14 protein-coding genes are annotated in these 15077 nt (G+C 60.0%); 8 read left to right on the top strand and 6 right to left on the bottom strand.

Going from position 1 to position 15077, the window contains the following annotated elements:
- The first annotated feature begins 2 nt into the window (after positions 1 to 2).
- The gene (locus ROG8370_RS06505) at positions 3 to 1430 is read left to right on the top strand and encodes a sulfotransferase family 2 domain-containing protein (protein WP_085826271.1); all 1428 of its coding nucleotides are present in this window, start codon (positions 3 to 5) and stop codon (positions 1428 to 1430) included.
- Between the two features lie 16 nt (positions 1431 to 1446).
- Here ROG8370_RS06505 and ROG8370_RS06500 read toward each other — a convergent pair whose 3' ends face one another.
- The 6 genes from ROG8370_RS06500 to ROG8370_RS06475 form a co-directional block, all read right to left on the bottom strand.
- Positions 1447 to 1911 carry a PTS sugar transporter subunit IIA gene (locus tag ROG8370_RS06500; protein ID WP_085826270.1) on the bottom strand — a complete coding sequence of 155 codons (465 nt, stop codon included), beginning with the start codon at positions 1909 to 1911 and terminating at the stop codon, positions 1447 to 1449.
- 47 nt (positions 1912 to 1958) lie between these two features.
- Positions 1959 to 2522, bottom strand: coding sequence for a ribosome hibernation-promoting factor, HPF/YfiA family (hpf, locus tag ROG8370_RS06495; protein WP_085826269.1), 564 nt, complete (start codon positions 2520 to 2522; stop codon positions 1959 to 1961).
- Between the two features lie 243 nt (positions 2523 to 2765).
- Positions 2766 to 3524 (bottom strand): LPS export ABC transporter ATP-binding protein, encoded by a 759-nt coding sequence (gene lptB / locus ROG8370_RS06490; RefSeq protein WP_085826268.1) that lies wholly within the window; start codon positions 3522 to 3524, stop codon positions 2766 to 2768.
- Positions 3521 to 3976, bottom strand: a complete 456-nt coding sequence (gene lptA / locus ROG8370_RS06485; protein WP_245827232.1) for a lipopolysaccharide transport periplasmic protein LptA — start codon at positions 3974 to 3976, stop codon at positions 3521 to 3523. The genes lptB and lptA overlap by 4 nt, the downstream gene beginning before the upstream one ends.
- Before the next feature lie 44 nt (positions 3977 to 4020).
- Positions 4021 to 4635, bottom strand: a complete 615-nt coding sequence (gene lptC, locus ROG8370_RS06480) for an LPS export ABC transporter periplasmic protein LptC (RefSeq protein ID WP_085826266.1) — start codon at positions 4633 to 4635, stop codon at positions 4021 to 4023.
- Positions 4635 to 5246, bottom strand: coding sequence for a ribonuclease D (locus ROG8370_RS06475; protein ID WP_085826265.1), 612 nt, complete (start codon positions 5244 to 5246; stop codon positions 4635 to 4637). Before ROG8370_RS06475 ends, lptC begins: the two co-directional genes overlap by 1 nt.
- A gap of 220 nt (positions 5247 to 5466) precedes the next feature.
- Here ROG8370_RS06475 and ROG8370_RS06470 point away from each other — a divergent pair, with 220 nt between their 5' ends.
- The 7 genes from ROG8370_RS06470 to mdoH all read left to right on the top strand — a co-directional run bounded on the left by ROG8370_RS06470 (position 5467) and on the right by mdoH (position 15065).
- Positions 5467 to 7098: a thiamine pyrophosphate-binding protein gene (locus tag ROG8370_RS06470; RefSeq protein ID WP_085826264.1), complete on the top strand. Its 1632-nt coding sequence runs from the start codon at positions 5467 to 5469 to the stop codon at positions 7096 to 7098.
- Between the two features lie 10 nt (positions 7099 to 7108).
- The gene (locus ROG8370_RS06465; protein WP_085826346.1) at positions 7109 to 8284 is read left to right on the top strand and encodes a CaiB/BaiF CoA transferase family protein; all 1176 of its coding nucleotides are present in this window, start codon (positions 7109 to 7111) and stop codon (positions 8282 to 8284) included.
- 76 nt (positions 8285 to 8360) lie between these two features.
- Complete coding sequence (locus ROG8370_RS06460) at positions 8361 to 8831, top strand: DUF302 domain-containing protein (protein WP_085826263.1); 471 nt, start codon at positions 8361 to 8363, stop codon at positions 8829 to 8831.
- 207 nt (positions 8832 to 9038) lie between these two features.
- Positions 9039 to 10415: a tetratricopeptide repeat protein gene (locus ROG8370_RS06455; RefSeq protein WP_085826262.1), complete on the top strand. Its 1377-nt coding sequence runs from the start codon at positions 9039 to 9041 to the stop codon at positions 10413 to 10415.
- Between the two features lie 32 nt (positions 10416 to 10447).
- Positions 10448 to 11686, top strand: coding sequence for an OpgC family protein (locus ROG8370_RS06450; RefSeq protein ID WP_085826261.1), 1239 nt, complete (start codon positions 10448 to 10450; stop codon positions 11684 to 11686).
- Positions 11683 to 13194 (top strand): OpgD/OpgG family glucan biosynthesis protein, encoded by a 1512-nt coding sequence (locus ROG8370_RS06445; protein WP_085826345.1) that lies wholly within the window; start codon positions 11683 to 11685, stop codon positions 13192 to 13194. Before ROG8370_RS06450 ends, ROG8370_RS06445 begins: the two co-directional genes overlap by 4 nt.
- Entirely contained in the window at positions 13182 to 15065 is a 1884-nt protein-coding gene (gene mdoH / locus ROG8370_RS06440) for a glucans biosynthesis glucosyltransferase MdoH (RefSeq protein ID WP_170925191.1), read from the top strand. The genes ROG8370_RS06445 and mdoH overlap by 13 nt, the downstream gene beginning before the upstream one ends.
- Positions 15066 to 15077: the final 12 nt, after the last annotated feature.

Raw genomic sequence — 15077 nt, 5'->3', positions numbered from 1 at the left:
TGATGACAGCCCCGTTTGACTATTTCGTCGTGTTTGCAGAAATGCGCACAGGATCGAACTTTCTTGAAAGCAACCTGAACGCCTTTGACGGCATTGAATGCCATGGCGAGGCGTTCAACCCGCATTTCATCGCCTATCCGAACAAGACCGAGGTTTTGGAGGTGACGCAGGCGATGCGCGATGGCGATCCGGGGCGGTTGATCGAAGCGATCAAAGCCCGGTCCGACGGCATTGGCGGCTTTCGGTTCTTCCATGATCACGATCCAAGGGTGCTTGATATCGTGCTGGACGATCCGCGCTGTGCCAAGATCGTGCTGACCCGGAACCCGGTCGATAGCTATGTGTCGTGGAAAATTGCTCAGGCCACGGGGCAGTGGAAGCTGACCAACGTTAAGCGGCGTCGCGATAGCAAGATCGCCTTTGACGGCATGGAATTTGAACGCCATGTCGGGCGGCTTCAGGAATTTCAGGTGTTCCTTTTGAACCGGCTACAGGCCAGCGGGCAGACCGCGTTCTACGTGGCCTATGATGATCTGCAAAACCTTGAGGTAATGAACGGGCTGGCGCGTTATCTTGGCTGCGCGACGGTTCTGGACGCGCTTGACGATTCTCTGAAAAAGCAAAACCCAAGTGGGCTTGAAGACAAGGTTTCCAATTTCAACGAGATGGAGCACGCGCTTGCGGGGTTGGACACGTTCAACCTGACGCGGACCCCCAATTTCGAGCCGCGTCGCGGGGCCGCCGTTCCGGGCTTTGTCAGTGCGGCAAAGGCGGCGCTGCTTTACATGCCGGTGCGCTCTGGCCCCGAGATCGAAGTGCAGAAGTGGCTTGCGGCGCTTGACGGCGTGCCGCCGGATACCTTGCCGACCAAGCTCAATCAAAAGGCGCTGCGCCAGTGGATGCGGCGCAAACCGGGGCATCGCCGCTTTACGGTTCTGCGCCATCCGGTGGCGCGCGCGCATGCGGCCTTCTGCAACAAGATCCTGATCAAGGGACCGGGGTGCTATCGCGATATCCGTAAGACGCTACGCAATTTTCACAAGCTGCCTCTGCCCGGCGGTGAACTTGATGAGACCTATGACCGGCGCGCTCACCGCGAGGCCTTTGTTGCGTTTTTGACCTTTCTCAAGGCCAATCTATCTGGTCAGACCGGCATTCGGGTCGATGCGCATTGGGCCACGCAGTCCTCGGTTCTGGAGGGGATGGCGCAGTTCGGGTCGCCCGACATGGTCATCCGAGAAACCGAAATCAAAGGCTATCTTGCCGCTATGGCGCGTCAGGTGGGCTATGCCAAGCCACCGGTGCCGCCGCAAGCGCCGGGGGATAGCCCGTTTGATCTCTCCGAGATTTACGATGACGAGATCGAGACCCTGACGCGCGATGTTTATCAGCGCGATTACATGACGTTCGGATTTGGTCGCTGGGCCTGAGGCGTTGGCCTATGGATCAGGCAGCCTGAACCGCCTGCGCCTCGGTCACGATGGTGTAGAGCGTGACGGGATCGCTATTGGCGCGCAATTTAGCGCAAAGCGAGGCGTCCCGAAGGGTCCTCGAGACAAGCGCAAGCGCCTTGAGGTGTTCAACCCCGGCATCAATCGGGGCGAAAAGCGCGAACGCAAGGTCGACCGGCTGACGATCAACGGAATCGAAATCAATCGGCTTGTCGAGCACCACCAAAACGCCGACCACATGGTCAAGCCCTTCAAGGCGGGCATGTGGAAGAGCGACGCCATGGCCCACACCGGTTGGGCCAAGGCTTTCGCGTTCCAAGAGCGCCTCGACAGCGGCGGAATGGGGAACGCCATAGGCGGTTTCCGCGATCATGCCGAGCTCTTGCATAAGGCGCTTTTTGCTTGTCACACCTGACAGAGCACGCACGGCCTGAGGATCCAGAATCATAGGTATTTCCATTAACTGTGCCGCTCAAACACGCGACTTCTGTCGCCCGTTGCCCTAATTTACGGATCAATCCAGCCTATATTGCCATCTTCCCGGCGATATACGACGTTGACCGATTCCTTGCCCTCGTTGCGAAAGATCAGAACCGGGGCACCTGCTAGTTCCATCTGCATGACCGCCTCACCAACCGAAAGCGATGGAATCTTGGTTTCCATCTCGGCGATGATGATCGGCTGCAGGCTGTCAGGCTCTGATTCCGTTCCCTCACTGTCTGAAGCGAGGATATAAGAGGAAGCACCCGAGAGTTCAACCGGCTGCGGACGCTCCTTATGGTGGTCCTTCAAACGACGCTTGTACCGGCGAAGTTGCTTATCCAGTTTTTCACAGCACGCTTCAAACGCGGCGTAGATTTCATGCGCCTTGCCGTTGGCCTGTGCGGTCAGACCGGTGGACAGATGCACGATAGCTTCGCATTGAAATTCGCTGCCCGTTTTGGAAAAGAATACATTCGCATCGGTCGGCCGCCCGGTATATTTATCGACAACTGTTCCAAGCTGTTCTTTCACATGCACCTGAAGAGCTTCGCCGATATCGATCTGCCGTCCGCTGATTTGGTAACGCATCTTGTCTCCTTTATTTGACAAACCTCAAGTAGCACGGCGCGCCTGCGCCGAGTCATGTGCTAACTCGGGATGCTGATAATCGACATAAGTTGAAATTGTCCGAAAGCAGGCCCTTGTTGCGGGGACCATTCAAAGAACAGCGCGAGTTCAACACATGTCATGATTCAATTGACGCGCTTTCTGGCGGTCTTGTCAATTCAAATTGAGCGGATCACACCCGGTTTCGGCATCAAAGGGTCGGCGTCAAGAAATGCGGAAATTGTCGCCAAGATAGACGCGGCGCACGTTTTCATTCTCGACCACATCCTTGGGGCTTCCGGACATCAGAACCTTGCCGTCGTGCAAAATGTAAGCCCGATCGACAATCTCCAGCGTCTCGCGCACATTGTGGTCGGTGATCAGAACACCGATGCCGCGTTTTTTCAGGTCGGCCACCAAATGGCGGATATCGCCAACCGAAATCGGATCAACCCCGGCAAAGGGTTCGTCGAGCAAGAGATACCTTGGATTCGCTGCCAGACAGCGCGCAATCTCGACCCGCCGCCGTTCACCGCCCGAAAGGGCAAGCGCGGGCGCGCGGCGCAGATGCTCGACCGAGAATTCCGACAACAGCTCTTCCAGCCGCTCGCGCCGCTTGTGGCGGTCACTTTCGGAAATATCAAGGATCGCCATGATGTTGTCTTCTACCGACAGCCCGCGAAAAATCGACATTTCCTGCGGCAGATACCCAATCCCGAGCTTGGCCCGGCGATACATCGGCAGGTTGGTCACATCGCGCCCGTCGATAAAGATATGCCCGCCTTCGGGATAGATGAGCCCGGCAATGGCGTAAAACGTCGTGGTCTTGCCCGACCCGTTTGGCCCCAAAAGCGCAACCACCTCGCCTTGCTTCAGGGTCAGCGACACATCGCGGATCACGACCCGCTTTTTATAGCTTTTGCGCAGGTTCTCGACCCGCAAGCCGGTGCTTTCATGGGCCAGCGTAAGGTTGGGCGTGGTCATTGTTTCGCCCGCGGCTGCAACACGGTCTTGACCCGGCCGCTGACCCGCGCGGTGCCTGCCGTCGTGTCCACATACATGGTTTCGCCGGTGATCGCATTATCGCCCTGAACCAAAAGGACATTGCCGCTCATTTCGATGATGCCGGTGGTGATGTTGTAATCCGCGCGCTCACCCTCGGCGGCATCGGGGCCGCTTACAAGGGTCACGCCGCCGGTCGCTTCAAGGCTTTCGATCCCGCTCTGATCCTTGAGGTAAACCACGAGAACCCGCGGCGCCGAAAGCCGCATTTCGCCCTGGCCGATCACCACGTTGCCGGTAAAAACCGCAGTGCCGTCGTTCTGATTGACGTTAAGATTGTCTGCGGTCACCTCGACAGGAAGGTCGCGATCCTGTTGGCTGCTGCCAAAGGCGACCTGCGCACCCTGCGCTGCGGCGAATATGGGCAGGCACATCACAAAAAGCCCGGCTGCTAAAGTCATTAATCTGTGCACGCGCATCATTCCCTGGCATTATCCGGTAAGTATATCAGCTTGACACCCTCGGTGAAAAGCAATTCCGCTGCTCTGCTCTCGCTGTTGTTATGCAAAAGCATGCGCCCGGCATCTATCGTGCCGATTGCGCCGACTGCGGTGACCGGTCCCGGGCTCTCGGCATAGACCGCATCGAGCCGGGTATTAAGACGATCCGTATCCACGACATACCCGGTCGAGGTTATGATATTGACCTGTCCGTCGAGCGTCGCGGTCAGATCGTTCTGGTTCATTTCCGCACGCGCCGAGGTGATATCGACGACCGTTCCGGCAACAAGCGCCAGTCGCGCCGTGACCGTATCGGCCAAAAGCGTTTCGGGCGCGTCACGTTCGGGGCGGGCGGAAAGCGCGGTGAACAGGATTTCATCGCCCTGTTGGGTGACCCCGGCAAAGCTTGGCCGTGTCGCCCCCATTTCCTGCGCCCGCAGCTCGATATCGATTTGCGCGATGGGCACGGATTGTGTCGGGTCGATGGTCCGCGACAGAAGGAACAAAGTTGACAACAACCCAAGCGCCGCCAACGGCAGGATGATCTTCATCCATGCAACGACCCGCGAATAGGTGTTATCTGCCCGTGCCATCAGTGGGAAAAAATGTCGATCTCGGGCCATCCCACAAGATCAAGTTGCGCGCGCGCCGGAAGGAAATCAAAACAGCTTTGTGCAAGGTCCATGCGACCTTCACGTTCCAGCCGAACATTAAGCGCCCCGCGCAGGCGGTGCAGGTAAAGGACATCCGAGGCGGCATAATCAAGTTGTGCGTCGCTCAGCTTGGGCGCGCCCCAGTCCGAGGTTTGCTGGTGCTTCGAGATATCGACGCTCAGCAATTCATGAAGCAGGTACCTGAGGCCATGCCGATCCGTATAGGTGCGGATCAGTTTGCTGGCGATCTTGGTGCAATAAACCGGCGCCGCAAGCGCGCCAAATGCGTTATACATCGCCGCGATATCAAACCGGCCATAGTGAAACAGCTTGAGAACCTCCGGGTTCTCCAGAAGCGCCGCCAGATTGGGTGCGCTGGTCTGGCCCTTGGCGACCTGCACCATATGGGCGTTTCCATCCCCGCCGGACAATTGAACCAGGCAAAGCCGGTCACGATGCGGATGAAGCCCCATGGTTTCACAGTCGATGGCCACAACAGGCCCAAGATCCAGCCCATCGGGCAGATCGTTCTGATAGAGATGGTTCGCCATTTGGTGTCCTTGCGCCCGGATGAAAAAGCATGGGCTTAGATTGGGCTTGGATAATGAATTAGCCTTGTGATTAAGCGTTTTGCCGACATCCCTCAACCCGACATTTAGGCATTGGGTAGGGGGAATTCCAGTAAACACATGTCAAACTGTCGCCAAAGGCGCTTGCGGTTGGGCCCTTGCTCGGCCAGAAAGTGGGCTAGAATGACAAAGGAGTGCCCCCGTGACACAGGCCAACCAGACCGCCGATCGCGCCGCCGATTACCTTGCGCGGCGTTTGTACGAGGCCGGGTGTCGCCATGCATTCGGCATGCCGGGGGGCGAGGTTCTGACCGTGATGGATGCGCTCTCGCGGGCCGGGATTGAATGCGTCCTGGCGCGGCATGAAAACGCGGCGGCCTTCATGGCCGAAGGCGTCTGGCACCGCACCGGTGCGCCGGGCATCCTGATTGCAACGCTGGGGCCGGGGGTTCTGAACGGGGTCAATGCGATTGCCAACGCCCATCAGGATCGCGTGCCGCTTTTCGTGTTGTCGGGCTGTGTCGATGCCGATGAAGCGCTGACCTATACCCATCAGATTCTGGATCATGAGGCGGTGTTACGCCCGATCACCAAGGCCACCTTTCGCCTGACGGCCCAAGGCGCGGATATCATCGCCGACAAGGCCATGGGCATCGCGCTTGAGGGGCGGCCCGGCCCGGTGCATATTGACGTCCCGATCAGTGTCGCCGACACCCGCGTGACCCTGCCAACCCTGCGCCGTCGTCCGATGGCCGAGGTGATGGTGCCCGCGCCGGGCGAGGGTCTGGCCCGTGCGCGTGACTGGCTGGCCGATGCCGAACGTCCGGTGATGATCGTCGGGCTTGACGCGATGAACGAGGGCGCCGGTCCCGATATCGCCGCTCTGGCCGAACAATACGGCATTCCGGTGATCACCACCTACAAGGCCAAGGGCCTGATTGACGAAACCCACGCCATGGCGATGGGCGGCGCGGGCCTGTCGCCGCTGGCCGATGGCATTGTCGTGCCTTTGGTCGAGCGCGCCGATCTTATCCTTTGTGTCGGCTATGATCCGATTGAAATGCGCCCCGGCTGGCGCGAGATCTGGGACCCGGCCAAGGTCAACGTGATCGACATCGCGGCGGTGGCGAACCATCAGTACATGCATCAGGCGACGATGAATATCGTCGGCGACTCCGGTGCCAGCCTGCGCGCGCTTTGCGACGGTGTTGCCCCGCGCGCAACATGGCCCGGCGGTGAACCGGCGGCGGTGCGCGCCGCTCTGGCCGACGCCTTTCCGCAAGACGATGACTGGGGCGCGGCGGGCGTGATCGCCGAGGCCCGCGCGACCCTTCCCGCCAACACGATTGCCACATGCGACAGCGGCGCGCATCGCATTCTCTTGTCGCAGATGTGGACCTCTTACGCCCCGCAAGCGCTTTTGCAATCGACCGCGCTCTGCACCATGGGCTGTGCCGTGCCGCTGGCCATGGGCGCCAAGATCGCAGAGCCTGACCGCCCCGTGGTAAGCTTTTCCGGCGATGCCGGCTTTTTGATGGTCGCGGGCGAGCTTTCGACCGTGGCCGAGCTCGAGCTTCCGGTGATCTTCGTGGTGTTTGTCGACGCAAGCCTGTCACTGATCGAAAAGAAACAGCGCGAGCGGCAGATGGTCAATCTTGCGGTCGATTTTGGCCACCATGATTTTGCGGCGATTGGCCGGGCCTTTGGCGGCAATGGCGTGAGCGTAAGATCGCGGCCCGAATTGCGCGCCGCGCTGGAAGAGGCACAAAAGGCCGATACCTTTACCGTGATCGCCGCCGAAATTGATCGCGGGTCTTACGATGGCCGAATCTAAGGAGCCCCCCATGCCCGGACCGCTTGACGGACTTGTTGTTCTTGACCTCAGCCGCATTCTTGCGGGGCCGACCTCAACCCAACTGATGGGCGATCTCGGCGCCGAGGTGATCAAGATCGAAAGCCCCGGTGGCGATGACACGCGCACATGGGGCCCGCCGTTTGCGCTTGATGGCGAGGGTAAGCCGACCGATCTTTCGGCCTATTTCATGTCTTCGAACCGCAACAAGAAATCCGTCGCGCTCGACCTGACCGATCCCGCAGCGCAAAAGGCGCTTTTTGATCTTGCCGGGCGCGCCGATGTGGTGATCGAGAATTTCAAACCCGGTGGGCTCAAGAAATACGGGCTTGATCACGACACGCTCTGCGCCGCCTATCCGGGGCTTGTTTATTGCTCGATCTCCGGCTTTGGCCAGACCGGCCCGAACCGCGACAAACCCGGTTATGACCTCATGGCGCAGGGCTTTGGCGGCATCATGAGCATCACCGGCGAGGCGGGCAAAGAGCCGATGAAGGTCGGGGTTGGCGTCGCCGATGTGGTCTGCGGGCTGTATGCGACGGTCGGCATCCTCGCGGCGTTGCGCCACCGCGACGCGACGGGCGAGGGGCAACATATCGACATCGCCCTTGTCGATGCGACCATGGCCTGGCTTGTCAATCAGGGGCTTAACTACCTCACCTCCGGCGTGGCCCCGACGCGGGCGGGCAATGCCCACCCCAATATCGTGCCCTATCAGGTGTTCGAGACGCGCGACGGCTATGTCATCGTCGCGGTCGGCAACGATAGCCAATTCGCGCGGTTTTGTGACTATCTTGGCCGGGGCGAATGGGCCAGCGACCCGCGGTTTGCCACCAATGGCGCGCGCCTGACCCATCGTGATACCCTTGTTCCCGAGATTGCCGAGATTCTCGGCGCGCGCGACACCAACCATGTCATCGCCGGGCTAGAGCTTCGCAAGGTGCCGGTCGGCCCGGTCAACACGATCGAGCAAACCCTTGAATCCGATCAGGCAAAGGCGCGCGAGATGACCGTGACCCTTGCCGCGCCCCAGACCGCCAAGGGCGAGGTGCGCCTTTTGGGCAATCCGCTCAAGTTTTCGCGCACCCCGGTGAGCTATCGCAGCGCGCCGCCCGGCATTGGCGCCGACACCGACGAGGTTCTGGCGCGGATCAAGCGCGGGCTGTAACCCGCACTCTCACCATAGTGATTTGCCGCATGACCCGCGCCGCAGTAGCCATGGGTGCGAAAGAGAGGGCAATGATATGCAACGATTTATGAGCATTCTGGCGATTCTCGGTTTGGCCGCAGGCAGCGCACAGGCGCTTGAGCCGCGCGACGGCTGGGTGGTGCATGACACGGGTAAATCCTACGCTGATCTGGTCGAGGCGGTGCGCGACGCGGTCAAAGGTGCGCCCATCGCGATTGTTACCCAGGCAAGCGCATCCGACGGCGCACGCATGCAGGGCCACGAGATACCCGGCAACCGGGTCTTCGGGCTTTATCGCAACGATTACGCCCGCCGTATGCTGGCCGCGAGTGTCGCCTCGGGCATCGAAGCGCCGATTCGCATCTATGTGACAGAAGACGATGATGGTACCGCGAGCCTGAGTTACCGCACCCCAACCGTGGTCTTTACCCCCTATTTCGATGAGGGCGGCGAAGCACTGCGCGAATTGGCGACAGAACTGGACGGCGTTTTCGAAAATGTCGCAAAAACCGCCATTTCCGAGTGATTTGAAGGCAACCGCTTGCCAAGAAGACTCTCGCTAGGCGGGTTTGCGCCGATTTTGCGACGACTTATGCGTGAATGTCTGCCTGCTGCTCGTCACATTCGTTAAAGACTCGATAACGTATTGGTGAGGTCCGCAGTCGGCGTGTTGCTGGCGTGTTAAATTGCGGGCTAGCTGATTAAGAACTTACTGCCGAAAGGAAATCGGGCCATGCGTAATGATCAATTCGGGTACGAGGTGACCGTATCATCGCCAATCGCCGCGGCGGCGTGGGACAAGATGGTGCTGGCGTTTCTTGCTCATGGCGCGACCACCCCTGAACATCTTGGGACGGTTTTGAAAGAGGCCCCCGAATTTGCCATGGCCCATGCGGTCAAGGGCCTGTTCTTTTTGATGCTCGGACGCCGAGAGCTTATGGATACCGCACAAGAGGCCTATGCAGCCGCTTTGATCGGTGCCGAACGCGTGGTGCCGAGCGAGCGTGAGATGGGCTTTGTGCGCGGCCTTGGCGCATGGCTTGAGGGGCGCCCAAGCCAGACAATTCAAGAGATGGAAGCGATCCTTGCACGCTGGCCAGAAGATGCGATGGCGATGAAGATCGGCCATGCCACCCGGTTTATCCTTGGGGATTGCAAAGGCATGCGGGCCTCGATCGAGGCGGTTTTGCCAACCTATGACGCCAAGAACCCGGCACGCGGCTATCTGTTTGGCTGTCATGCGTTTTCGCTTGAGGAAACCGGCGAGTATAGCCGCGCCGAAACCGCCGGGCGCCTTGGGTTGAGCCTGTCGCCCGATGATGCCTGGGGGCTGCATGCGGTGGCGCATGTGTTTGACATGACCGGCAATGCGCGCGCGGGTCTAAGCTGGCTTGACGGGCGCGAACATGCCTGGGCGCATTGCAACAACTTTCGCTATCACGTGTGGTGGCACAAGGCCCTGATGCACCTTGATCAGGGCGAGATCGACGCGGTGTTCGATCTTTACGATACCGAAATCCGCAGCGATAGAACCGACGATTTTCGCGATATTTCCAACGGCAGCGCGCTTTTGATGCGGCTTGAACTTGACGGCATCAATGTTGGCGATCGCTGGGAAGAGCTTGCCGATATTTCCGAGCGCCGCACCGAAGATGCCTGTCTTGTGTTTGCCGATCTGCATTACCTGATGGCGCTTATCGGCGGCGACCGAACCGAGGCCGTCAAACGCATGATGGGGCGGCTGCAACGCGACGCCCGCAACACCACCGCCGACGAGATGCAAGCGCGGCTGGCAACACCCGGCCTATCGGCAGCAACAGGGCTTGAGGCCTTCGGGGAAGGGGACTACAAGACTGCGTTTCTTAACCTTGGACGGGCAAGACGATCCATGCAACTTGTCGGCGGCAGCCATGCCCAACGTGACGTGTTCGAGCGGCTGACAATCGATTCCGCGATCCGTGGCGGGTTCCTTGACGATGCCGAGGTCATCTTGCAGGAACGTCTGACACAGCGTGCCGGCCGTCTGGATGCCTATGCCAGTGCCCGGTTCGATCTTATCGCCGAATCCAAGGGCGGTTGGAAACAGGCAGGCCGCCTTCCGGCCGAGTAAGCGCTTAATTTCCGCAAAGGAGCCGACACCGCATGACGAGTGTTGCCGACCCGGCCATGACCCATAGCCGTCCGACCCCGGCCGTTGCCGCACCCGTGGCGTCGACCCGCGATATCCGTCTGGATTTCTTTCGCGGGATTGCGATGTTCATCATCCTGTGTGCCCACACCCCGCGCAATTTTTTCACAAGCTGGATTCCGGCCCGCTGGGGATTTTCCGACGCCACCGAGATTTTCGTGTTCTGCTCCGGCATGGCCTCGGCCATCGCCTTTGGCCGTACCTTTGACAGGGCGGGCTGGTCGCTTGGCACGGCGCGGGTCGGTCATCGCGTCTGGCAGGTTTACTGGGCACATATCGGCATGTTCTTTGCCATCGCCACGATGCTGGCCGCGATAGATCAGGCCGGCAACTTTGACAAAACCTATATCGGGTCGCTCAATCTGTGGAAATTCTTTGATGATCCCGGCCCCGAGCTGGTGGGGATTTTCACCCTCACTTATGTGCCGAATTATTTCGACATCCTGCCGATGTATATGGTGATCCTGGCGATGATGCCTGTGGTCATGGCCCTGAGCCGGATCAATCTCTGGGCGATGGCTGGCGTGATCGCCTTGGTCTGGCTGTTTGCGCAACGCTCGGTGCTTGATGTGCTTGGGCTTGGCCATCTCCACCTCGGCTTTCCGGCCGAGCCGTGGTCGGATCGCAAGTGGTTCTTCAACCCCTTCGGCTGGCAGCTTATCTTTTTCACCGGCTTTGCGTTCATGCGCGGCTGGATTCCGAAACCGCCGGTGAACCGAGTGCTGCTTGTGGTGGCGGCGGTCATCGTGATTGCGAACATTCCGTTTTCCAATATCGGTGTGCGAGAGTTCGGCTTTGACTGGGCGCGCGACTGGCGTGTCGATCACCGCGGGCTGTTCAACAAATCCGACTTTGGCATCCTGCGATACGCGCATTTTCTTGCGCTGGCCTACCTGTGCTGGGTCGCGGCGGGCGAGGGCGGCGCGCGCCTCAAGGTAAGTGGCGACGGAACGCTTGCACGCCTCTGGCGCGGCCTTTTGGCGATGATCCTCAAGGTCGGGCAGCAATCGCTCGCGGTCTTTGTGTTCTCGATGTTTTTTGCACGCCTCTCAGGCTTTGTGATGGATCAGGTCGAGGGCGGGCGCACCACCTGGAACATGACGCTGGCCAATTTCCTCGGCTTTGGCGCGCTGATTGCGGTGGCCTACTCGGTGGCGTGGTTCAAATCGCATCCATGGCGGGTGGCGAAATGATCCGTCGTGACCTTTTGAAATCTGTTGCGGCCTTTGCGCTCTGCCCTGTTTTGGCACGCGCCGATGAAGCGGCTTCGATGCCATTTTCCAAACAGGGGCTGATCGACCTTGCCCGCGATATCGCGGGCAAACCCTATGCCAAGCGCGCAACCGTGCCGCAGGCCTGGCAAGATATGTCCTATGACGAATACCGCTCGATCTGGTTTCGTAGCCGCGATGCGATTTGGTCGGATACCGATTATCCGCTGCGCCTCGATCTGTTTCATCCGGGGCTTTATTTCCCGAACACGGTTGAGGTGAACCTTGTCGAGGATGGCAAAAGCCGCGTTCTACCGTTCGATTTCAGCCTGTTTGACAAGACCGACATGGCGCCCGACCTGCCGCTTGACGGGCATCTTGGGTATTCCGGGGTTCGTCTGCGCGCCGAGCTTGAAAAGCCGGGGATCTTTCAGGAATACGCGGTGTTTCAGGGCGCAAGTTATTTCCGGGTGATTGCCCGCGATCTGGTCTACGGGCTGTCGGCGCGTGGGCTTGCCGTCAATACCGCCGCGCCCGAGGGCGAGGAATTTCCCGATTTTACCCGGTTCTGGATCGAACGCCCCGCCATGGGCGCGACCACGCATAAAATCCATGCGTTGATGGAAAGCCCCTCGGTGACAGGGATTTATCACTTTGCCCTGCGCCCGAATGGCAAGGCGACCGATGTCGAGGTGAGTTGCACGCTCTTCCCGCGGGTCGAGCTTGATAATATCGGCATCGCGCCGCTGACCTCGATGTTCTTTTTCGATGAAACCAACCGCAACCGGTTCGATGATTTCCGCCCTGCGGTGCATGACAGTGACGGTTTGAGCATTCTCAATGGCCGGGGCGAGATGATCTGGCGCCCCCTTGCCAACCCGCGCGACGTGCAGGTATCGAGCTTTGTCGATGAAAACCCGCAGGGCTTTGGCCTTGCGCAACGCGAGCGCCGGTTTTCCGATTTTGCCGATCTTGAAGCGCTTTATCACAAGCGGCCCAGCCTCTGGATTACCCCCGGCGAAGACTGGGGCCGGGGCGCGATCACGCTTGTGGAAATCCCCACCGACAAAGAGATTTACGACAACATCGTCGCCTATTGGCGCCCGCGCGATCCGTTGGCGGCCGGAAGCGAGCATAGCTTTAGCTATCACATGACCTGGGTCGATCAGATCGAGGCCAAGAAACCAGTCGCGCAGGTTCTCAACACCCGGATCGGCAAGGGCTTTACTCACAACGAGAAAAAGATCGTGACGGTTGATTTCGCCCCGCACGAGGCGCTTCCCGATGATCTTGAAAATCTTGTGATCCACGTCAGCTCGAACCGGCTTGAGGTGTCCGAAGGGCTTGTGCAGCGCAACCCCGATACCGGCGGTCCGCGGCTCGCGTTTTCGTTTCAGGCGGGCGATGTCACGGCGGCGGAACTAAGGGCGCAACTGTTCTATCAGGGGCGCTCGGTGACCGAGGTTTGGTTATACCGATGGACCGCCTGACCCCCTTTCCCAGCTCGGCGCATATGCCGCCGCCAAGCCCGATGGCCCACCCGGTTCAGAGCCTGCGCCGTGCGCATCGCGACCCGCGCGCGCCCGGTTGGGTGCCGGTTGGCCGCTTTTGGTGGCGTCGGGCGGCCGCGTTCCTGCCTGCCATTGCCGCAACCGGCGCGCTAGGCATGGCCTTTGCCGATTGGTTGTCGCCCGGTGGGATGTGGTGGCTTGAATGGGTGCTTTTGGCGCTGGTGGTGGTCACGTTTTTCTGGATCGCTCTGGCGGTTGGCACGGCGACGCTTGGGCTGGCCTGTTACGTGATGCGCAAAACTGCGGGCGCGCGCGCCCAGCCGACGCCGATGAGTGTCGCTCTTTTGGTGCCGATTTATAACGAAGACCCCGCGGAGGTCTTCGGCAATGCCTGCGCCATGGTGATGGCGCTCAATCAGGCCAGAACCGCCCATAAATTCGACCTCTTCATCCTGAGCGACACCCAGGACGCCGCCATTGCCATGGCCGAACAGCGCGCCTTTGCCACGCTGCGCGCCGCTTTGCCGCCGGGCGCAGGGGTCTGGTATCGCAGGCGCGTGCAAAACACCGAGCGCAAGGTCGGAAATATCGCGCAGTGGCTTGAGAACTGGGGTGGCGCCTATGGCGCGATGGTGGTTCTGGACGCCGATAGCCTTATGAGCGCCGATGCCTTGATCCGCCTCAGCGATGAAATGGCCGCCGATCCCTCGGCCGGTCTTATTCAGTCGGCCCCGCTTGTGGTCGGCTCGGATACCCTGTTTGGCCGGATGCAGCAATTCTCGGCCTCGGTCTATGGCACCCTTCTTAGCGAGGGCCTTGCCGGCTGGACCGGTCCCGAGGGCAATTACTGGGGCCACAACGCGATCCTGCGCACCCGCGCCTTTGCCGATTGCGCCGGCCTGCCGCGCATGCCGACGCTTTGGGGCAAGGGTAACCTGATCCTGAGCCATGATTTCGTCGAGGCCGGACTTTTGCGCCGCGCCGGATGGGCCGTGCGGTTCATGCCGTCAATCGGCGGTAGCTATGAAGAGCCGCCCGCGACCCTGATTGATTACGCGCTGCGCGACCGGCGGTGGTGTCATGGCAACCTGCAACATCTTAGCCTTTTGGGCACGCGCGGCTTGCATGCGGTGTCGCGGTTTCACCTTTTGCACGGCGCGATCAGTTACCTTTTGTCGCCTGCCTGGTTCGGGCTGCTGGTGATCTGGGCGCTTCTGGGCAACGGGCCCGATAGCGTGATCACCTATTTCTCGGCGGAAAACCCGCTTTATCCGGTCTGGCCCGAGATGAGCCGGGTCAGTTCGGTTCTGATCCTTGTGTTCATGTATGGCATGCTGCTTGCGCCCAAGTTGATGGGCGCCATGGCGCTTGGCCTGACGGATGTGCGGATTGCACGGTTTGGGGGCGGCGCGCGTTTCATTTTGTCGTTGGTGACCGAGATCGCCCTGTCGATTCTGTTTGCCCCGATCATGATGGTGCAACAGCTGGTGGCGGTGCTGCGCACGGTGATCGGTGTGCGGCCAACATGGTCGCCACAGGCCCGCAAGGGAGGCACCTATGGCCCGGCAACGGTGCTCAAATTTCACGCGGTCGAAACGCTTAGCGGCGCGTTGCTTGGCATCGGCATGATGGCCGGAATGGTGTCGATCTGGCTGTTGCCAATCGCGGTCAGCCTTGTGCTGTCGGTGCCGCTTTCGATGGTATCGGGCGCGCGGCTTGGTTCGCGACGCGGGCTGCGCCTTTTGATGGCGACGCCGGATATGCTTGACACACCGCCGATCCTCAAACTGGCGCGGTCGCATCGCTTGCTGTTCCGCGAGCCAAGCCAAGCACCGATTGCAGCGGAATAGGCTCTGTTTTGG

The sequence above is a fragment of the Roseovarius gaetbuli genome (assembly GCF_900172365.1).
GTDB classification, from domain to species: Bacteria; Pseudomonadota; Alphaproteobacteria; order Rhodobacterales; family Rhodobacteraceae; genus Roseovarius; species Roseovarius gaetbuli.
The sequence above is the reverse complement of the archived record's forward strand: the minus strand, read 5'-3'. Positions and strand labels throughout refer to the sequence as shown.